At 69.9% G+C, this 18,308-nt stretch carries 19 protein-coding genes; 9 read left to right on the top strand and 10 right to left on the bottom strand.

Annotation, left to right across the window (positions count from 1 at the left end):
* Positions 1 to 170: 170 nt before the first annotated feature.
* From OU416_RS03555 to OU416_RS03545, 3 genes are all read left to right on the top strand, one after another.
* Entirely contained in the window at positions 171 to 689 is a 519-nt protein-coding gene (locus OU416_RS03555; RefSeq protein WP_270925332.1) for a hypothetical protein, read from the top strand.
* On the top strand, positions 683 to 1,468 hold the full coding sequence (locus OU416_RS03550; protein WP_270925331.1) for a hypothetical protein: 786 nt from the start codon (positions 683 to 685) through the stop codon (positions 1,466 to 1,468). Before OU416_RS03555 ends, OU416_RS03550 begins: the two co-directional genes overlap by 7 nt.
* A gap of 114 nt (positions 1,469 to 1,582) precedes the next feature.
* Positions 1,583 to 2,425: a class I SAM-dependent methyltransferase gene (locus OU416_RS03545; protein ID WP_270925330.1), complete on the top strand. Its 843-nt coding sequence runs from the start codon at positions 1,583 to 1,585 to the stop codon at positions 2,423 to 2,425.
* Positions 2,426 to 2,446: 21 nt separating this feature from the next.
* On the opposite strand, the gene OU416_RS03540 is transcribed toward OU416_RS03545, so the two are convergent.
* The 6 genes from OU416_RS03540 to OU416_RS03515 all read right to left on the bottom strand — a co-directional run bounded on the left by OU416_RS03540 (position 2,447) and on the right by OU416_RS03515 (position 8,529).
* A complete protein-coding gene (locus OU416_RS03540) occupies positions 2,447 to 3,670 on the bottom strand; it encodes an aminotransferase class V-fold PLP-dependent enzyme (protein ID WP_270925329.1) in 1,224 nt (407 codons plus the stop codon).
* Positions 3,671 to 3,673: 3 nt separating this feature from the next.
* Positions 3,674 to 4,870: an adenine nucleotide alpha hydrolase family protein gene (locus tag OU416_RS03535; protein WP_270925328.1), complete on the bottom strand. Its 1,197-nt coding sequence runs from the start codon at positions 4,868 to 4,870 to the stop codon at positions 3,674 to 3,676.
* A 32-nt stretch (positions 4,871 to 4,902) separates the two neighbouring features.
* Positions 4,903 to 6,183, bottom strand: coding sequence for a glycosyltransferase family 4 protein (locus tag OU416_RS03530; protein WP_270925327.1), 1,281 nt, complete (start codon positions 6,181 to 6,183; stop codon positions 4,903 to 4,905).
* A 91-nt stretch (positions 6,184 to 6,274) separates the two neighbouring features.
* The gene (locus OU416_RS03525) at positions 6,275 to 7,273 is read right to left on the bottom strand and encodes an NAD-dependent epimerase/dehydratase family protein (RefSeq protein WP_270925326.1); all 999 of its coding nucleotides are present in this window, start codon (positions 7,271 to 7,273) and stop codon (positions 6,275 to 6,277) included.
* Positions 7,274 to 7,400: 127 nt separating this feature from the next.
* A complete protein-coding gene (locus OU416_RS03520) occupies positions 7,401 to 8,273 on the bottom strand; it encodes an EamA family transporter (protein ID WP_270925325.1) in 873 nt (290 codons plus the stop codon).
* A gap of 76 nt (positions 8,274 to 8,349) precedes the next feature.
* Complete coding sequence (locus OU416_RS03515; protein WP_270925324.1) at positions 8,350 to 8,529, bottom strand: hypothetical protein; 180 nt, start codon at positions 8,527 to 8,529, stop codon at positions 8,350 to 8,352.
* Positions 8,530 to 8,975: 446 nt separating this feature from the next.
* Between OU416_RS03515 and OU416_RS03510 the strand changes: the two genes are divergently transcribed.
* Positions 8,976 to 10,190: a cytochrome P450 gene (locus tag OU416_RS03510; RefSeq protein ID WP_270925323.1), complete on the top strand. Its 1,215-nt coding sequence runs from the start codon at positions 8,976 to 8,978 to the stop codon at positions 10,188 to 10,190.
* A gap of 10 nt (positions 10,191 to 10,200) precedes the next feature.
* Here OU416_RS03510 and OU416_RS03505 read toward each other — a convergent pair whose 3' ends face one another.
* From OU416_RS03505 to OU416_RS03495, 3 genes are all read right to left on the bottom strand, one after another.
* A complete protein-coding gene (locus OU416_RS03505; RefSeq protein WP_270925322.1) occupies positions 10,201 to 11,253 on the bottom strand; it encodes a methyltransferase in 1,053 nt (350 codons plus the stop codon).
* Positions 11,254 to 11,376: 123 nt separating this feature from the next.
* Positions 11,377 to 12,054: a histidine phosphatase family protein gene (locus tag OU416_RS03500; protein ID WP_270925321.1), complete on the bottom strand. Its 678-nt coding sequence runs from the start codon at positions 12,052 to 12,054 to the stop codon at positions 11,377 to 11,379.
* Between the two features lie 82 nt (positions 12,055 to 12,136).
* Entirely contained in the window at positions 12,137 to 12,967 is an 831-nt protein-coding gene (locus OU416_RS03495) for an undecaprenyl-diphosphate phosphatase (RefSeq protein WP_270925320.1), read from the bottom strand.
* Positions 12,968 to 13,210: 243 nt separating this feature from the next.
* Between OU416_RS03495 and OU416_RS03490 the strand changes: the two genes are divergently transcribed.
* The 3 genes from OU416_RS03490 (at position 13,211) to OU416_RS03480 (ending at position 15,457) form a co-directional block, all read left to right on the top strand.
* Positions 13,211 to 14,176 (top strand): aldo/keto reductase, encoded by a 966-nt coding sequence (locus OU416_RS03490; protein ID WP_270925319.1) that lies wholly within the window; start codon positions 13,211 to 13,213, stop codon positions 14,174 to 14,176.
* A 79-nt stretch (positions 14,177 to 14,255) separates the two neighbouring features.
* On the top strand, positions 14,256 to 15,236 hold the full coding sequence (locus OU416_RS03485; protein ID WP_270925318.1) for a hypothetical protein: 981 nt from the start codon (positions 14,256 to 14,258) through the stop codon (positions 15,234 to 15,236).
* Positions 15,233 to 15,457 (top strand): DUF5703 family protein, encoded by a 225-nt coding sequence (locus OU416_RS03480; RefSeq protein ID WP_270925317.1) that lies wholly within the window; start codon positions 15,233 to 15,235, stop codon positions 15,455 to 15,457. The genes OU416_RS03485 and OU416_RS03480 overlap by 4 nt, the downstream gene beginning before the upstream one ends.
* A gap of 45 nt (positions 15,458 to 15,502) precedes the next feature.
* On the opposite strand, the gene OU416_RS03475 is transcribed toward OU416_RS03480, so the two are convergent.
* Entirely contained in the window at positions 15,503 to 16,021 is a 519-nt protein-coding gene (locus tag OU416_RS03475) for a MarR family winged helix-turn-helix transcriptional regulator (protein WP_270925316.1), read from the bottom strand.
* Between the two features lie 110 nt (positions 16,022 to 16,131).
* Here OU416_RS03475 and OU416_RS03470 point away from each other — a divergent pair, with 110 nt between their 5' ends.
* Together OU416_RS03470 and OU416_RS03465 are read left to right on the top strand one after the other, a co-directional pair.
* A complete protein-coding gene (locus OU416_RS03470) occupies positions 16,132 to 17,496 on the top strand; it encodes an MFS transporter (RefSeq protein WP_270925315.1) in 1,365 nt (454 codons plus the stop codon).
* 36 nt (positions 17,497 to 17,532) lie between these two features.
* The gene (locus OU416_RS03465) at positions 17,533 to 18,216 is read left to right on the top strand and encodes a DAPG hydrolase family protein (protein WP_270925314.1); all 684 of its coding nucleotides are present in this window, start codon (positions 17,533 to 17,535) and stop codon (positions 18,214 to 18,216) included.
* Positions 18,217 to 18,308 lie beyond the last annotated feature (92 nt).

Below are 18,308 nucleotides of genomic sequence, written 5' to 3'. Positions count from 1 at the left end.
CGCGAGGTGCAGATCACATTCGGGTGCCGGCGTTGCCGTGCGCACCGGAAACAGGCCACCGAGCGGGGTCGCGGTTTGCCCGCTGGACACCGAATCGTGACGAATTCGCTACGATTCGCCCCGCCGGTCGGGGAAAACACGGCACCAACGCGACAAGGAGCGCTCTTCCGTTGCCTGCCCAGACCCCCGCCACGCTGCGCCGCTGGTGGTGGCGCACTCCGGTGGCCGCCAGGCTGCTGCCGGCCGCCGCGCTGCTGGCCGCGACCGCCACCACCGGTCTCAACGCCCTGCCGAGCCCGGCCAGCACCGAACTCGCTCAGCCCGCTCCCCCGGTGGCCGCTCCCCCACCACCCGCGCCATCCGTGCCGAGCACCACGGCGGCCCCCACCACCAGCGCCCAGCCGACCACGACGACATCCCGCCGCACCCCGGCCACGACCACGACTCCGACCAGCACGCGGCGCACGAGCACCCCACCGCCGAGCCCCCGCCCGGAACCCGTCGAGCGGCCGGTGCCCAGCCCCGCACCGACGACCACCGCCACCGAGCCCGACGAGGACCGGGTTCCGGTGGTCACCCGCAACGAGCGCTGCTCCGAGGAAGGCGACACCGGCCGCACCCCCAGCGGCGCGGCCGCCAGCTGCGAACGCGACGACGACGGCGAGCTGAGGTGGACCACCCGATGGTGAACTCCGATACCGACCGCACCCCGACCAGCGCCCTGCACATCCTCGAAAACGGGCCCCACGCACCGCAATGCCCCCACGGGCACGGCCCGCTGACCGCCGCACCGGACGAACGAGCACCCACCGGTGCCGCGCTGAGCTGCCCCGTCTGCGGACACCGCCGCGACACCGAAGTGGCGATGCTGCGCACCCTGCTCAACCCCGGCACCGCCCGCTTCGACGCACCCCTGCGCACCCACCCCGCGCCGACCGAGGTCACCACGGAGATCGCCGCGATCAGCGACGCACGCGAACCGCTGGGCAAGAGCGCCCCGGAGACCACCCGCGACACCGACCAGTTCGACTTCCCCGACGAACCGCCGCCACCACCGCGCGGGCAGCGACCCGACGGCACGATCCGCACCACCGGCTGGCTGCAACTGGGCCGCCACCCCATCAGCTCCGGGCTGTGGGCGGCCCTGGCCGGCGCCGCTCCCGGGCTCGCCCTCACCGACCTCGCACCGTGGCTGCCCGTCGCGCTGCCCGCGCTGACCTGCACCGCCTGGTACGCCACGATCCGCTGGCTGCGCCCGGCCTCAGCGGCGATCAACCGCGAACGCGTCCGCGCCGACGAACTGCTGCCCGGCGACCCCGTCCGCCTCTACGGCCCGATCGGGCCCGTCGGCATCGTCGAACAGGTCACCCCCGGCAGCAGCGGCCGGGTCCTGGTGCGCTTCACCGGCGGCACCCAGCGGATCCTGCCCACCGACGCGCGCTGCCACGTCGTGCACCTGCGGGCCTGACGTTGCTCGCGCGCACATTCCTCCGCTGGGTGGTACCTGCCCGACTGGCCGGTCACTAGCTTCAGCAGTGGCCGCCAGATGTGCCAGGCTCTTCACAGACAAGGGGATTGCTGCATGTCAGATGCCCGTGTCCAGGAAACGCTGCGGAACACCTTCGACGCGGTGGCGCTGGTCTACGACCACGATGATGTCGAGTACTTCCAGCCCGTCGGCCGCAGACTCGTCGAGCTCGCCGGGATCGGTGCGGGACAGTCCGTCCTGGACATCGGCTGCGGTCGCGGCGCGGCGTTGTTCCCCGCTGCCGATGCGGTCGGTCCGGGCGGTGAGGTGGTGGGCATCGACCTGTCCGAGGCGATGACCGCCGCGACCGGTCAGGAGGCGGACCGGCGCGGCCTGCGGCAGGTGAGCGTGCGGGCGATGGACGGGCAGAACCCCGATTTCCCGCCGGAGAGCTTCGATGCCGTGATCGGCAGCATGAGCGTCCACATGGTACCCGACACCGCGGCGGCTTTCCGCGCCTACCACCGGTTCCTGCGTCCGGGCGGCCGGTTGGCGGTCTCGGCCCCGGTGTCCGTGCAGCACCCGGAACCGGCGGTCTTCGGTCTCGGCACGATCGCGAAGTGGTCGGCGGAGTACGGCAGCGGAACCCAGGTCTACCCGCAGTCGGACGCCTTCGGTGGCGCTCAGCAGGTGCTCGACGACTTGCGCGCGGCCGGCTTCCGCACGATCACCGTCCACGACGAGGAGCTGCTGATTCGCACCGCCTCGGGCCAGGAGTTCGTCGCGTGGACCTGGACCCACGGCATGCGGCTGTTCTGGGAGAAGGTTCCCGAGCACCAGCGGGCCGGGATCGCCGCGGAGATCGCCGCCGAAGTCGAATCGCACCGCGATCCCACCACCAGCGGTATCGCCATCCCCAGCCCGGTGCGCTACGTGCTCGCCGAGCGCGGCAGGTGACGAACGAGCACGGGCGCTGCCTCAGCGCCCGTGCTCGTCGATCACGCGGGCGAGCGCGTCGACGGCCCGGTCGATGTCCTGGACGCTGTTGAGCACTCCGGGGGCGATGCGCACCGCGCTGCTGCGGTAGGGCGTCTGACCGACGATGACCCCGGCGTGCAGCATCCGCTCGACCACCTCGGCGGGATCCAGTCCCGGCACGTCCAGGCAGACCATCCCGGAGGACAGCTGCGGCGCCGCGGGTGTGCGCACCCGCACCCCGGGCAGCTCCGCCAGCCGCGCCTGGCAGTGGGCGTTGAGCTGTGCGATCCGGGCGTTGATGGTGTTCTTGCCGCGGGCGAGGTGGAAGTCGAACGCCTCGGCCAGCGCCCACCGGTGCTCGTAGGCGGGAAACCCGCCTGGCGTGCACATCCGGGCCTTCGGTGCTTCGAGGTCGGGCAGGCGCCCCAGGTACCAGGGCCAGAAAACCTCGACGTCGAAGGACGTCACGACCGGCTCCACCGCCTGCCAGCCGCGGTCGCTGCCCCACACCAGGCCGGTGCCGCGCGGCCCGAACAACCACTTGTGGCAGCCCGCCACGAAGAAGTCGCAGCCCAGGTCGGCGACCTCGAAGTCCTCCACGCCCAGGCCGTGCACGGCGTCCACGCACACCACGACCTGCTCGTCGGCGGGGCGGTGGCGGTTGTGCTCGGCCACCACCGCCGAGATCTCGGCCAGCGGCAGCTTCACCCCGGTCCCGGAGTGCACCCAGGTCAAGGCCAGCACCCTGGTGCGCTCCCCGAGGCCGTGGCGCACCGCGGAGACGATCTCGGCCACCGTCGCCTGCCGCGGGTCCTCGTACAACCGGATCGTGCGGTGCGCCGCGCCGCTGCTGGCGGCTTTGAAGCGGAGCAGTTCGGTGGCCGCGTAGTGCTCGTGCTCGGTGCTGAGGATCTCCTCCCCCGGCTTCAGCCGGAATCCGCCGTAGACCACGGCCAGGCCCATCGTGGTGCTTTCGGTGAGGGCGATGGCGTCGGGGTGCGCCCCGAGGTAGGCGCCCGCCCGCTCCAGCACCGCCCGGTGCAGCTCGTCGCGGCGGTGGAAGTACAGGGCGGGGTTGGTGTCCAGGCCCCGGCGGTGGCGTTCGATGGCTTCGCGCACCGGGCGCGGGTGGGCGGTCAGCATCGACAGCGCCAGGTGCACGTAGTCGGGGGTGAGGTCGAACTCGGCGCGCAGCTGCGCCCAGTCGGGTTCAGCGCTGTGCACCGGTCATTCCTCCACGCCCCACTTGCGGGATTCCACCGGGGTGAGGTCGATGAGCTTGGCCCCGCGCCGGATCGCCTCCTCGTCGAGCACCGCGATGTTGGCCGGGGCGGGGTTGTCCTGCAGCCGCTGTTCGTGGGCCTCGGCGATCTGGTAGATGTCGAAGCCGTACTGGTTGCGCATGATCCGGTAGCCCAGTTCGTTCATCATGCAGTTGGTGCTGCAGCTGCCGGTGTTGCGCGGCACCTTCCAGCCGGTGGCCTCCAGATCGGCCAGCTTCTGCTCCAGCGGTGGTTTGGGCACGAATTCGTAGAAGGGCACCATCACCGTCCGGGTCCGCGAGGTCCGCAGCAGCCGGGCCGCCTCGGGTGCCTTCTTCTCCGCGTGCTCGCGCAGCATGGCGACCATGTCCTCGACAGCGGCGTCCAGGGGCGGCAGCGGCCCGCCCGGCACGTAGGGCTTGCCCCGCATGTTCGTGCGGTTCTGGCCCTTCTGGGTGCCGATGAAGCAGAACGGGATGTCGTTCTCGTGGCAGTACACGGTGGACTGGGCGATGATGGTGGAGAAGCACGGCCAGCAGGCGGGCCCGTAGGACATCACCGCGCGCAGCAGGTTCGGGTCGGTTTCCTCGTTCATCGAAAAGCCCAGCCGGAACAGGGTGTTCATGGGGTTCTGCTCCGGGCGGGAGATCACCAGCTCCACGCCGAGCCGGTCGCACAGCGCCCGGGCGTTGCTAATCGCCGCGGGTGACTGGTAGCCCTGGTCGAGCATCCAGGCCTTGACCCGCAGATCGCGTTGCCGGGCCAGCTGCATGAGCATCCAGCTGGAGTCCTTGCCGCCGCTGTAGAGCACCACGGCGTCGGTGGTGGACCGGCTGCTGCGGGTGGGGATGCTGTTGACGAGTTCGGCGCGCTTGACGGTGTCGGCGGGCAGCAGCCGGTGCAGCCGCGTCGCCGCACGCGCCAGCAGGCGGGGCCAGCGGCGGTTCTGCCGGTAGATCCGGAAGATCATCTCCAGCTGGGTGCTGCGGTCCTGGCTGGAGACGCGTTCCGGGGTCACCGAACCCGTCTGCACCCCGGCGCAATGCGCGCACAGCCCGGGTTCGGGTGAGGTCGGGTTGCCCTCGGTCTGGTTGATGTAGGTGTCGTAGGCCAGCGGCATGCCGCAGCGCCGGCACACCGTGCTGTCGGGTTGGATCGTCATCGGTGCCAGTCCTTCGCGGATTCGGCGGTGCGTCAGGGTGTCGCGGTGCTGGTCTCGGCGTGCATCGTGTGGAAGATCTCGTCGTGCAACGCCCGCAGGAGGCCGGTGTCGCCGGGCTGCCTGCGGTCGATCAGGCCGAGGTGGCCCGCCCGGTGGACGAGGTCGTCGGTGCAGGTCAGCTCGTAGTGGTCGAGCAGTCGCCGCACCGGGTCCGGGTAGGCCGTGGTGTCGATCTTGCGGGAGGGTTCGGCTTCGCCGGTCCGGCGCGGGTGTTGCAGGAGTTCGCCGACCAGCTCGGTGAGGACCTCCATGGTGTGGTCGTAGGTGGCCCAGTCCGGGACGTGGTGCTGCGGCGGTGTGCCGCGGTCGAGCACCTGCCGGCATTTGACCGTGAAGTCCTCGACGTTCATCACCGCGAAGTCGTAGGGGGTGAAGCACGGCTGCGGGTGGTGGTCGACGTCCACGAGCGCCCCGTTGGTGTCGTTGACGTAGTAGGGAAATCCGTCGAAGCGCGGCACGACCACCGGCAGCCCGCACGCCATCGCTTCCAGCGGGGCTTTGCCGTAGGTCTCGAAGATGCTGGTGGCACCGGAGACGTAGACGTCGGCGGCGTTGTAGAGGTCCACGGTCTGCGCGCGGTCCAGGCGCTGGAAGCGCACGACGTGCTCCAGCTGCGCGGCCAGCTGGTTGTGGTAGCGGGTGTCCAGGTGGGTGGTGGACATGACCAGCAGCAGCTCCGGGTCCGCCGCGCGGAGGCGGTGGTAGCCGGCCAGCAGCGGGGCCAGTCCCTTGTCGTTCATGAACCGCCCGGTGTAGAGCAGGATCGGCCGGTCCGCGGGCAGGCCGAGGTTGCTGCGGGCGCGGTCGCGGTCGCCCGGCCGGTAGATGTTCTTGATCCCGAAGGTGCAGATGTTGGCCGCGGGGATGCCGGTGATGTGCCGGTAGGCGCTGGCGGCGTTGGCCGAGCCGCAGATCACCAGGTCGCCGGGGTGGGGGTGCTGGGCGATCAGCAGGAAGTAGAAGAGGATGTTCAGCGGGTAGGGGTTGGTGTGCGGGATCATCAGCGCAGGGCAGTGGTATCCGTCGCGGCGCATGAAGTACAGCAGTGGCAGCGCCTCGATGTACTCGGCGATGACCAGGTCGATCGTGGAGAGATCGCATGCGGACTTCAGCTTCTGGTACTGCTGCTCGAAGGCGGTGAAGTCGTGCTGCTCGGGCAGCAGTTGCCCGATCCGGAACAGCATCAGTTCTCTGCCGCGGCAGAATCGTTCGACGTCGTCGGGTGCGTCGGTGAGGGCCAGTACCCTGCTCATCGGCTCCGCTTCTGCGCTGCTGGTGTTGGTCGGGGCGGAGGCGCCGGCCGGCGCCTCCGCTGCTCGTCCCCGGTGGTGGCCGGTGCCGCGGTCAGTGCTGGGGCAGGGTTTCGAAGTACATCTGCGCCGTTGCCAGTTCCGGCCAGTCCCGCTGCGCCCGCTTGGTGGCCTCCACGACCCGGCGCACGCCTTCGCGCACGCTGGTTCGCGCGCGGAACCCCAGCACGTTCTCGGCTCGGGTGGTGTCGGCCAGCAGGCGGTGGGCGTAGATGGCGATCGGCACGTCGACGAACTTCGGGGCCAGCGACACGCCCAGTTCCTGCTCGACCATCGCGATCGCCTCGGTGAAGGTGGTCTCGATGCCGGTGCCGACGTTGAACTCCTGGGTGTCCAGGTCGGCTTCCAGGGCGCGCTGGAAGGCCAGGCCCGCGTCGTCGACGTAGATGAAGTCCCGGGTCTGCTGCCCGTCGCCCCACACGACCGGGTTGGTCTTGCTGACCGCTGCCCAGGCGAACAGCGAGATGACGTTGGCGTAGCCGCCCTTGCTGAACTCGTCGTGGCCGTAGACGCTGAACGGGCGCAGCCCGATGGCCTTGATCCCGTAGCGCGTGGAGTACTGGTGGGCGGCGTCCTCGTTCCACTTCTTCGACAGCGCCTTGAGGTCGGGCGGGTCGATCGTCATGCCCTCCACGTAGGGCACCGGGTTGCCCTCGTAGACCGCGCTGGTGCTGGCGTAGACGAGTTTGCGCACGTCGTTGCGCCGCATCGCCTCCAGCACGTTGAGGAAGCCCTGGGTGGTCACCGACGCCCCGTCGATGGGGTCCTCTTCGTACATCAGGAACGACGACGGTGCGGCCAGGTGGATGACGCCGTCCTTGCCGCGGACCAGTTCGGAGAGCAGCCCGAAGTCCCGGGAATCGCCCTCGACCCAGTTGACCTGCTGCGCCACGTCGACCGGGAGGAATTCCTTACCACCGATCTTGTAATTGTCCAGGGATGTGATCTCGTATCCGTCCGCGACCATCTGGCGGATCATGTTGCGGCCGATGAAACCAGCACCACCGGTGACCAAGACCTTTTTTCCAGACATAATTCTCCCGTGCTCGCGTTGACATATCAGACCGACTTGCCGAGTGAATTGACCGAATTACCGCCCGCATTCCGGCTCTCCGGCCGGAGACGATCCCGGATCGCGGGCGCCCGCGCGCAGGTGGTTCTCACGAGAACGTCAGCATCAACACGCCGCTGATCACGACCATAGCTCCCAGGAATCGGCGCAGGATCTCCCGCTCCTTCAGGAAGAACCACGCGCCGAACAGCGCCATCACGATGCTCAGCTCCTTCGCCGGCGCGATCACGCTCACCGGCGCCAGCCTCATCGAGAACAGCACGAGAATGTAGGCCGTGGGGGCCAGGACGCCGACGATCAGCACTTCCCTGCGGTGCTGGCGCCACAACCGGGAAAGGCGGTCCCGCTGGGGCAGCACGAAGGGGGCCAGCAGCAGGACCTCGAACATCGAGATGCCCCAGTAGACCAGGAACGGCGACAGCGCCATCCCGCTGACGGCCTGCTTGTCCCACACCGTCGCCAAGGCGTTGGCGGCACCGATCAGGGCCCCGTAGAGCACGCCGTTGAGCTTGGTGCCGCGGGGGGAATCGCCCTGCGAGCTGTGGACGCTGATCACCACCACCCCGGCGATGACCACCGCCACGGCCAGGAATCCCATCGGGCTGGGCCGTTCACCGAGCAGGATCATCGCCGCCACGACCGCGAACAGCGGCGCCATCCCGCTGGAGAGCGGGTAGATCACCGACAGGTCCGAGGTCGCGTAGCCGCGCTGGAGCAGCAGGTAGTAGGACAGCTGCAGCACGGCACCGACGCTGACGGCGATCAGCCAGTAGCCGAAGTGCACTTCGCCGGAGGTCAGCACCAGGGTGACGATGCCCACCGGGAGGACGACCACGCTTCCGACGACTTTGTAGAGCCAGACGAACGGTGCGCCGCCGTCGGACAGCCGCTTCGCGCAGACGTTCCAGCCGGCGTGCGCGACCGCGGCGATGGCCACCAGGGCGATTCCCAGTGCGATCAAATCTCCAGCCTTCCGTGCTCGCGGGTGCGGGCCGGCCACCGGTGCGGTGACCGGCCCGCGTGGAACGTGACCGCTATCAGCAGCTCACGAGCTCGTAGAGCCCGTGGGCGTGGCTCGCGCGGTCGGAGAACCACGTCGTGGCCTCAGCGCGGTCGGAGAACCACGTGGCCTCGGTACGGTCGGAGAACCACGTGGCCTCCGAGCGGTCGGAGAACCAGGTAGCTTCCGCGCGGTCGGACACCCAGGTCGTAACCATTGTTCAACTCCTTTCCTCAGGAAACGGCAAATACAAGGATTACGAGGGAGCAGGGCCGGACCTGACAGGAACCCGGGCCGTGGCGCAAACATCGATACTCCGACCAGGAAGGTCTCGCTCCGGCCCATCCCGGAAACCCGGTTTGCCGAATTGACAGCACAGTTGCGCCGGATACATTGTTGCCATTATTCAATGTCCTGATCAATACTCTCATCGAGTGCACATCGCACTTCGCCGCACCCTTTCAGCCCATCCGGCTTCGGCTACAATCGGTCCAGCAGGCGCACGGAACCGGACATGACGGCGTGAAAGTCAGCGAAAATCAGCGAAATGCCGACCCATTCCGGCGCTGGTGGTGCGAACAAAAGAATCCACGCATTGTTCCGGATGGCGTAGGTGTCCGGCCGCCATTCGCTCCCCGCTCCCTCTCGAGGACAGGAATGCCTATGGACCTCCAGCGCACCGGGCTCGATCTGGGCGACCAGCCGGCGGAGTACGACGCGCTCGTCTCCTGGTGGTCGAGGATGCGCGAGCGCGCACCGATCAGCTACGACGAAGGACTGGGGCACTGGCACGTCTTCCGCTACGCCGACGCGGCAGCGATCATGGCCGATCACACGACCTTCTCCTCGGACCTGCGGTCCCTGGTCGCCCAGCCCGAGCAGTTCGCCGTCGTGGCCAAGGGGGCGTTCAACGGCTTCGACCCGCCCGACCACCGCAAGCTGCGCAGCCTGGTCAGCAAGGCGTTCACACCGCGCGTGGTGGAGGCCCTGGAGCCGCGCGTCCGCCAGATCACCCAGGACCTGCTGGACGCGGTGGCCGGATCACCGGGCTTCGAGCTCATCTCCGAACTCGCCTACCCGCTGCCGCTCATGGTCATCGCCGAACTCATGGAGATCCCGCTCGACGACCGCGAGCGGTTCCGCCGCTGGGCCGACGCGCTGTTCTTCCAAGGCCGGGGCGACGAACCCGTGATAGTGCCGACCGAGCAGATGCTGCTGTCCATCGAACCCGAGATCGGCGAGATGAACGAGTACTTCCTCGACATCATCGATCAGCGGCGCCACCGGCCGGGCACCGACCTGGTCAGCAAACTCGCGGTGGTCGAGGTCGACGGCGAACGCCTCGCCGACGAGGAGATCCTCGGCGTGTGCGGATTCCTGCTGGTCGCAGGGCACATCACCACGACCATGGTGCTGGGCAACGCGATCCACCTGCTGAGCACGCACCCCGGCACCGCAACCGCGCTGCGGGCCGACCCGGCGGCGATCCCCACCGCGGTCGAAGAGGTGCTGCGCTACCGCGGCCAGCTTCCGGCCACGGCCCGGCGCACCACCCGGGAGGTCACGGTGGCCGACCGCACCATCCCGGCAGGGCAGGTCCTGCTGGTGTGGGTGGCCTCGGCCAACCTGGACCCCCGCCAGTTCCCCGAAGCGCACCGGTTGCGCATCGACCGCGACCCGAACCGGCACCTGGCGCTGGGCAAGGGCATCCACTACTGCCTCGGCGCGCCCTTGGCCCGGATGGAACAACGAATCGCCCTCGAAGAACTGCTGCGGCGCACCGAGGACTTCGGCATCGGCGGGCAACTCCGCTTCGTGAACCCGCTGCAGGCCATCGGACTGCACCGCCTGCCCCTGCACGTGACGTGGCGGCACTGAGCCACGGCGCTCAGGCAGCCGGCACGTACTCCAGGAGGAAGACGCCTTGCCCGTCGATGAGCGAGACCGTGCTCACCAATCTCAGGCCCGCCGCCGCACCCAGGGCCCCGAACTCCTCGAGACCGCGTTCCGCGGCGCCCATCAGCAGCAGCATCGCCATGTCCCGCTGGCTGACGAACCGCCGCGACGCCTCGCTGCCGGTATCGGCCACCACCCGCTCGGCCAGCAGGACCCGGCCTCCCGGACCGGCAGCGGCCGCACACCGCCGCAGGATGTCCACACTGTCCTCATCAGGCCAGTCGTGGACGATGTTGGACAGCAGGTAGACATCACCGTCGTCGGGCAACACCTCGAAGAAGCTCTGCCCCACCACCGCGCACCGCCCGGCCAGCGCGGCCAGCTCCGGGCTCGCCGCCGCACGCTCGACGGTGCCGGGCAGATCCACCAACGTGCCGGTGAGATGCGGGTACCGGCGCAGCAGCTCGGCGATGACCTGCCCGGTCCCGCCGCCCACGTCGACCACGTGCCGCACCCCGGACCAGCCGTAACCTTCGGCGATCGCCGGCGCGAACCGGGCGGCGTGCACCGCCATCGCGGCGTCGAACGAAGCGGAGAACTCCTCGTCGGCGGCCAGATCAGTCCAGAAAGGACGGCCGAAGCGCGACTCCCACGCGGCCGCGCCGGTGCGCACCGACTCCAGCAGGCCGGGGATGGCCTGGTCGGTGCGGCGGGCGAACGCATCGTTCTGGTCCAGGAAACGAGCGGTCTGCGACGGGTGGTCGGCGCACAGGACCCGACCGCGACCGGTGAGCTCGACGTGCTCGTCGTCGATCCGGCGGAACAACCCCAGATTCGTCAGGTGCCGCACCACCCGCCGCAGCGCGGCGGGGTCGGTGCCGGATCGCTCGGCGAGCTCACCGAGAGCCGTGCAACCCCCGGCCACGAGATCGGGAAGCCGGAAGGTCACCGCCAGCCGCAAGGACCACGGCGTGAACAGCGTGGCCATCTGGGCGATCTGGAGGACCTCGGCGTCCTCACCGGTGGAATGCGCATCGCTGGACAAGAAACCTCCTGCTGCTCGGCAACCAGTTTCTCCGTCTGCTGACACGACCTAACCAGATGTCCAGGAGGAATGTGAATATCTACCGATCGCCGGATCCGCTTCGACCGCCCGGCCGCCGAGCGCCTATGCCGATGCCCCGGTCGATCCGCCCACCACCGCATCCGAGGCACCGGAGGCCTTCGGCGGCACCAGCGCCGAGACGTCCCCGCCGGTGTCGTTGACCTTCACCACGAACGGCCGCGTCCGGGTGTAGCGCACCACGCTCACCGAACACGGATCGACCACGATCCGCTGGAAGGCATCCAGGTGCATGCCCAGCGCGTCGGCCAGCACCGCCTTGATCACGTCGCCGTGCGTGCAAGCCAGCCACACCTCCTCGTCGGCCAGCTTCCGGTCCCACGCCCGCACTGCGGCCACCGCCCGCGCCTGCACCTGCGCCAGGCCCTCGCCATCGGGGAACACCGCCGCCGACGGGTGCTGCTGCACCACCCGCCACAACGGTTCCTCGGTCAGCTCGCTGATCTTGCGGCCGGTCCACCGCCCGTAGTCCACCTCGACCAGATCCGGTTCGACCACCGGCGAGAGCTCCCGCTGCGCCACCAGGCCGGCCACGGTCTCCTGGCACCGCTGCAGCGGCGAGACCACCACCTCCCGCAACGGCACCCCCGACAGCCGCTCCGCCAGACCGGCGGCCTGCCCCCTCCCGGTCTCGTCCAAACCCACACCGGCCGACCGGCCCGCCAGAATCCCCGAACCGTTGGCCGCTGAACGCGCATGCCGCAACAAGATGAGAGTCGCCACGCCCGCGAGGGTAGTGGCCGCCGAAAAAGGAGCGCGGCCCGCGCCCACCGGCACGGACCGCGCTTCCCGGGTCGAGGTCAGATCACGGCTGCATGACGCCGAAGCCCAGCAGCGCGAACACCAGCAGGCCCAGCGCGATCCGGTACCAGACGAACAGGTAGACGCTGTGGCGCTCGACGAAGCGCAGCAGCCACGCGATCACCGCGTACCCGACCACCCCGGCCACCACGGTGGCCACCACCATCTGCGCCACCGACGGCTGCAAGCCCGTCGCGCTGGGCTCGAAGACGTGCGGGATCTCCGAAAGCCCCGCCGCGAACACCGCCGGGATCGCCAGCAGGAAGGAGAACCGCACGGCCGTCGGCCGGTCCAGGCCCAGCGTCAGACCGGCCGTGATCGTCCCACCGGACCGCGACACACCCGGGATCAGCGCCAGCGACTGCGCGAAGCCCATCACCACGCCATCGCGCAGCTGCAGGCGTTCCTGGTTGCGGCGCTGCTGACCGAACCGCTCCGCCAGCCCCATCAGCACGCCGAACACGATCAGCATCGCGCCGGTGATCCACAGGCTGCGGAACGTCGAGCGGATGTAGTCCTGGAACAGCAGGCCCAGCACCCCGATCGGGATGCTGCCCACGATCACGTACCACGCCAGCCGGTAGTCCTGCGTCCGCCGCACCTCGGCGTTGAACAACCCGCGGAACCACACCGCCACCAACCGCACGATGTCCTTGGCGAAGTAGATCACCACCGCCAGTTCGGTGCCGATCTGCGTCACCGCGGTGAACGACGCACCCGCGTCGGCACCGAAGAACAACTCCGAGACGATCCGCAAATGCCCGGACGACGAGATCGGCAGGAACTCGGTCAGCCCCTGGACCACGGCCAGCACCATGGCCTGCAACCACGACAACGAAACCCACTCCAGCACAAGTCGGGATGAAACCGGCACGCACCCCGGCGATGGGGCAGCCGGAAGACCGACCCAAATCTTGCAGCATCCCCCGCACCACCCGATCCCCGCCCCATCACCCGGCCCAGCGACCAGCCGATCACCCACCGCAACGAGCCGGTCCTGTGATCCAGCACACCACCGGCCAGACCCGCCGCCCCAACCTCACCGACACCCGCCCCCGCACCGAATACCCTCCCCAGCGTGGAACACCGACAACTCGGCCGCAGCGGCCTCCGCGTCTCCCGACTCGCCCTCGGCACCATGACCTGGGGCCTGGACACCGACGCCGACCAAGCCGCCGAACAGCTCTCGGTCTTCCACGACGCGGGCGGCACCCTCGTCGACACCGCCGACGTCTACCAGGACGGCCACGCCGAGACCATCCTCGGCCAGCTGCTCACCCACCACGTCCCGCGCGACGAGATCGTCCTGGCCACCACCGCCGCCGCCCGCCGCAAACCCGGCCCGTTCGGCGGCGGCGCCTCCCGCGGCTCCCTGCTGGCCGCGCTCGACGACTCGCTGCGCCGCCTGGGCACCGACCACATCGACCTCTGGCAGCTGCACGCCTGGGATCCCGCCGTGCCCCTCGACGAAACCCTCGCCGCCCTCGACACCGCCGCCACCACCGGCCGCGTCCGCTACGCGGGCATCGCCAACTACGCCGGCTGGCAGCTGGCCACCGCCGCCACCCACCAGCGCGCGCACCCCACCCGCACCCCCCTCGTCTCCACCCAGCACGAGTACTCGCTGCTGGACCGCAGCACCGAACGCGAAGTCATCCCCGCCGCCGCCCACCACGGCATCGGCCTGCTCGCCTGGGCGCCGCTGGGCCGCGGCGTGCTCACCGGCAAGTACCGCAACTCCACCCCCGCCGACTCCCGCGGCGCAGGCCCGCTGGCCAGCTACGTCGAACACCACCGCACCGAACGCGCCTCCCGCATCGTGCACGCCGTGCTCACCGCCGCCGAAGGACTCGGCACCCCACCCGCCCACGTGGCGCTGGCCTGGGTCCGCGACCGCCCCGGCGTCACCGCCCCCGTCCTCGGCGCCCGCACCACCGGACAGCTCAAAACCGCTCTCGCGGCCGAAGAGCTCACCCTGCCCCCCGCCATCCGCGCCGCCCTCGACGACATCAGCGCACCGCAGGACACCCCACCCCAACCCTGACCGCGCCACGGGCCATCAGGGATGCTGGAAGCAACAACCACCCGCCACCCGCGGGCCAGCACCACCAAGGAGGGCCTCGTTGCGCCGTCTGGTCATCACGTGCCTGATCGCCACCCTGCTCACCGGCTGCGCGACCGACAAACCCAGCGACCCCCTCCAGGTCACCGACACCCTCACCGCCGCCACCCCGGCCACCTCACCTCCGGCCACCACCGCACCCGCGGGCACCGTCCACCCCGCACCGCCCGTCCAGCACACCGCCTTCGACACCACCACCGGCACCCTCGTGCTGGCCAGCGGCCCCACCCTCACCCTCACCGACACCACCACCGGCGCGCAGCGCACCGCCACCCTGCCCAGCGCTCCGGCCTCGCTGACCCTCCAGAACGGTCAGCTCCTCGCGGCCCTGCCCGACAGCGATCAGCTCGCCCGCCTCGACGTGCGCACCGCCGAAGTCCGCACCACTGCCGTGCCCGGCGGCCCCGTCCACGCCATCGACCTCGACGCCGAGCGCACCGCCGTCGCCCTGCGCAGTCCCGCCACCGTCACCGTCCTGCGCAACGGTGCCCCCACGGCCACCGCCGACAACCTCCAGGGCCCCGCTCAGGTCCTCGCCGCAGGCCAGGACCTCTACGTCCTCGACCGCCTCACCACCGCCGTCACCCCCATCAACCCCGCCACCGGCGCCAAGGGCGCGGGTCTGCGCGCCGGTGATGGCGCCACCAACGCCGTCACCGACCGCTACCAGCGCATCCTCACCGTCGACACCCGCGGCCAGGAACTGCTCGCCTTCAGCACCGATCCGCTGGTGATGAAGCAGCGCTACCCCGTTCCCGGCGCGCCCTACGGCCTCGCCTACGACCCCGCTCGCGACCTAGCCTGGATCACGCTGACCGCGACCAACGAAATCGTCGGCTTCGACATCGCCGGCGGCGAACCCACCGAACGCCACCGGCTGCCCACCATCGCCCAACCCGACAGCGTCGCGGTCGACCCGCAGACCGGAACGCTCTACATCGCCTCCGCCAACGGCGCCGGATACCAGGTGGTGACACCATGACCCCATCCCCGGAAGGGACCGACACCGACCCCGACTGGGAGTACCGCCCGCTGCGCCTGCCGCCCGGCGTCACCCGCCTGAGCGCAGCCACCCAGCTCAGCATCCACGCCGAGTTCTCCGGCTGGGAGCTCTCGCGCGTCCTGCTCTACGCCGACGGCACCCGCAAGGTCTGGCTCCGCCGCAAGCGCAGCACCCCGGGCATCCCCGAACTCCTCACCTGAGGCTTCGCCGCAGCATCCGAGCGCCGCCTCGCGGAGCGAGGGTCTTCACGACGTGCCGTCGGCGTGTTCGTCCAGGGCGAGCAGCAGTTGCCGGAGTTTGCCCGCGAGGTCCTGCTGCTCGCCGGCGTTGAGCGACTTGAGCAGGCGGGCTTCGAAGGCGAAGTGGTCGTCGAGGTCTCGGTCCAGGTCGGCGACGCCTTCGGGGGTGAGCCGCACGACGGTCGAGCGCCCGTCCTGGGGGGAGGCGCTGCGGGTGATCCACCCTTCGTCTTCGAGCCGCTTGAGGCGCCCGGTCAGGCCCGCGCCGGAGACGAGCATGGCCTGCCGCAGCTGGGTGGGGGTGAGCGCGTAGGGCGGGCCCGCGCGGCGCAACGCCCGGAGCACGTCGAAGTCGCCGAGGTTGGCGACGGTCATGCCGGAGCGGCGCCGGAGGCGGCGGTTCTGCTGTTCGTCGATGAGCTGGCTCAGCCGCTGGATGCGGGCGAGCACGTCGCTGGGGCTGGTGTCCAGCCGCGGCCAGGCCGACGCCCATTCCCGCGCTGCCCTGTCGATCGCGTCTTCCATCTGCATCTCTTTCGCACGTGGCCGAAGGTTTCCCAAGATTACCAGCGTCGATACCCGCGACAAGCGCCACATAATTCGTTCGCGAACTAAATAGAAGTTATGGTGGAGACATGGCCGAAGGAACAGCCCCCACCACGTCACCACCGGACACCCGCGCGGACGTCGCCCCACGGCGACGCTCACCCGGACTGGTGCTGGCCAGCACCAGCCTGGGCACGCTGCTGGTGATCCTGCTGACCTCCGGGCTCAACATCGCCTCCCCCGCGATCCGCACCACCTTCGCGGCCGATCAATCCGCGCTGGCATGGGTGCTGTCCGGCTACACGCTGGCATTCGCGATGTTCACCCTCGCCGGCGGAGCACTCGTCGACCGGTTCGGGGCACGCCGGGTGTTCTTCGCCGGACTCGGCACGTTCACCGCCGCCAGCCTGGCGGCCGCCGCCGCACCCGCGGTCGAGGTCGTCACGATCGGCACCTTCGGGCAGGGCCTGGGCGCCGCACTGGTGCTGCCATCAGCGCTGAGCCTGATCCAGTTCGTCCACCAGGACGTGCCCGAGAAGCTGCCCTGGGCAATCGGGATCTGGGCCGGGGCCAACGCGCTGGGCGCGGCGATCGGGCCGGTGATCTGCGGCGCGGTGGTCTCAGTGGCCTCGTGGCGGTTCATGTTCGTACTGGTCGCCGCGCTGGCGGTGCTGTTCGGGCTGATCGGCCGACCGGTGCTGCCCCGGCTGCAGGGCGGCGGCCACCGCCTGGACCTGCCCGGACTGGCGGCGATGATCGTGCTGCTGGGCACGGCCACATTCCTGGCCCACGACTGGGCAGCCCTGCCCCTGCCCGGCGTGGCCCTGCTGATCGTCATCATCGTGGCGGCGGGGTGGCTGTTCGTCCGGGTGGAACGCCGATCGACCACACCGATGCTGCCCCTGGCGCAGCTGCGCGACGTCCCGTTCAGCGCCAACGCCGTGGTCACGGTCGTGGGCACCGGCGCGTTCTTCGCCACCCTCTACATCCTCAGCCAAGCCCTGCAAGACGAACTGGGCATGTCGGCGTTCATCGCCGGGATCGCACTGCTACCGCTGGCCGGCGGCAACATCATCGCCGCGCTCGCCGCCGGACGGATCATCGGAGGCCTGGGCAACCGCAACGCGATGATCCTCGGCTCGGCCCTGCTGGTCACCGGCATCGCCCCGATCCCACTGCTCTCCGGCAGCTACCCCGGACTGGTCGCCCCGCTGATCATCACCGGCATCGGATGGGGACTGATGGTCCCCACCACCTCCCACGCCGGACTGGCCCGCGCGCTGAAGGGCAAGGAAGGCGTGGCCTCCGGCGTCACCGCAGGCGGCCGCGAATTCGGCGCCGCACTGGCCGCAGCCACCCTGTTCCCCCTCGGCATGCCCGGCATCCTCGCCGCCGCCGCCGTCGGTGCCCTCTCCCTGGCCATCGTCGCGCTCGGCGTCCGGCACGTGGACTGACCACCGACCACGAAAGAAATCGCAGAAAGGAACACCATGCCCCTGCCCAACCAGGACTCCTTGCTCGACCCCACCCCGACACCGCTGGAAACCGGCTACGAACGCGACACCGACGGCGTGCTGCACGTCGCCTGCCGCACCGACCTGCACGGAACCACCGGCGAGATGTTCGAGTGGTGGTTCCGGTCCCGCCCCGACACCCAGCGCTACACCTGGTGGCACCCCATCGACCACGTCTCCAGCGACTGGGCCGAAGGCCAGAAGAACACCCACGTCGGCTCGATCCACCTCGCCGAGGAGCGCTTCGGGCACCTGCCCGCGGAGCAGATCTCCATCCAGTTCCGCGACTCCGAGGAGTTCTTCACACCCAGCACCTACCACTCGGCGCGCGCCAACGGCGACATCACCGCCGCCGTCTGCGGACGGATCGGTTTCGGCTTCAACCCCGAACGCGACCACAACGGCCGCGTGCTGGGCAACCGCCTGCTGCACCTGGGCCGCGACACCGACTGGGGCATGGTCCTGCGAAGCCACTTCTACTTCGGCGTCGACCTCGCGGAAACGTCCACACCGGATCAGCTCCGGGAGACCTTCACCGACGAGTTCGCCCAGGAAATGCTGCGGCACTGCTACAACGAGATGACCTTCCTGTCCCGTTTCCTGCCGCACCTGCACGCGACCGACAACCGCGACCGCACCCCGGTCCCAGCCCCCTGGTGAACCTACCCCGCAAGGCCTGACACCAAACACCCACCGCCGATCGGCACCCGAACCAGCCCGAGCCCCGGCACCAGCCCGGTGCCGGGGCACCG

The sequence above is a fragment of the Saccharopolyspora indica genome, assembly GCF_027853965.1.
GTDB lineage: Bacteria > Actinomycetota > Actinomycetes > Mycobacteriales > Pseudonocardiaceae > Saccharopolyspora > Saccharopolyspora indica.
Note: the sequence above shows the minus strand (reverse complement) of the source record. Positions and strands in the feature narration are given on the sequence as shown.

Excerpts from the sequence above, each read along its gene's own strand:
- OU416_RS03535 (WP_270925328.1), bottom strand. The coding sequence starts at position 4,870 with ATGACGATCCAACCCGACAGCACGGTGTGCCGGCGCTGCGGCATGCCG.
- OU416_RS03530 (WP_270925327.1), bottom strand. The coding sequence starts at position 6,183 with ATGAGCAGGGTACTGGCCCTCACCGACGCACCCGACGACGTCGAACGA.
- OU416_RS03475 (WP_270925316.1), bottom strand. The coding sequence starts at position 16,021 with ATGGAAGACGCGATCGACAGGGCAGCGCGGGAATGGGCGTCGGCCTGG.
- OU416_RS03470 (WP_270925315.1), top strand. The coding sequence starts at position 16,132 with ATGGCCGAAGGAACAGCCCCCACCACGTCACCACCGGACACCCGCGCG.
- OU416_RS03510 (WP_270925323.1), top strand. The coding sequence starts at position 8,976 with ATGGACCTCCAGCGCACCGGGCTCGATCTGGGCGACCAGCCGGCGGAG.
- OU416_RS03465 (WP_270925314.1), top strand. The coding sequence starts at position 17,533 with ATGCCCCTGCCCAACCAGGACTCCTTGCTCGACCCCACCCCGACACCG.
- OU416_RS03525 (WP_270925326.1), bottom strand. The coding sequence starts at position 7,273 with ATGTCTGGAAAAAAGGTCTTGGTCACCGGTGGTGCTGGTTTCATCGGC.
- OU416_RS03550 (WP_270925331.1), top strand. The coding sequence starts at position 683 with ATGGTGAACTCCGATACCGACCGCACCCCGACCAGCGCCCTGCACATC.
- OU416_RS03515 (WP_270925324.1), bottom strand. The coding sequence starts at position 8,529 with ATGGTTACGACCTGGGTGTCCGACCGCGCGGAAGCTACCTGGTTCTCC.
- OU416_RS03545 (WP_270925330.1), top strand. The coding sequence starts at position 1,583 with ATGTCAGATGCCCGTGTCCAGGAAACGCTGCGGAACACCTTCGACGCG.
- OU416_RS03480 (WP_270925317.1), top strand. The coding sequence starts at position 15,233 with ATGACCCCATCCCCGGAAGGGACCGACACCGACCCCGACTGGGAGTAC.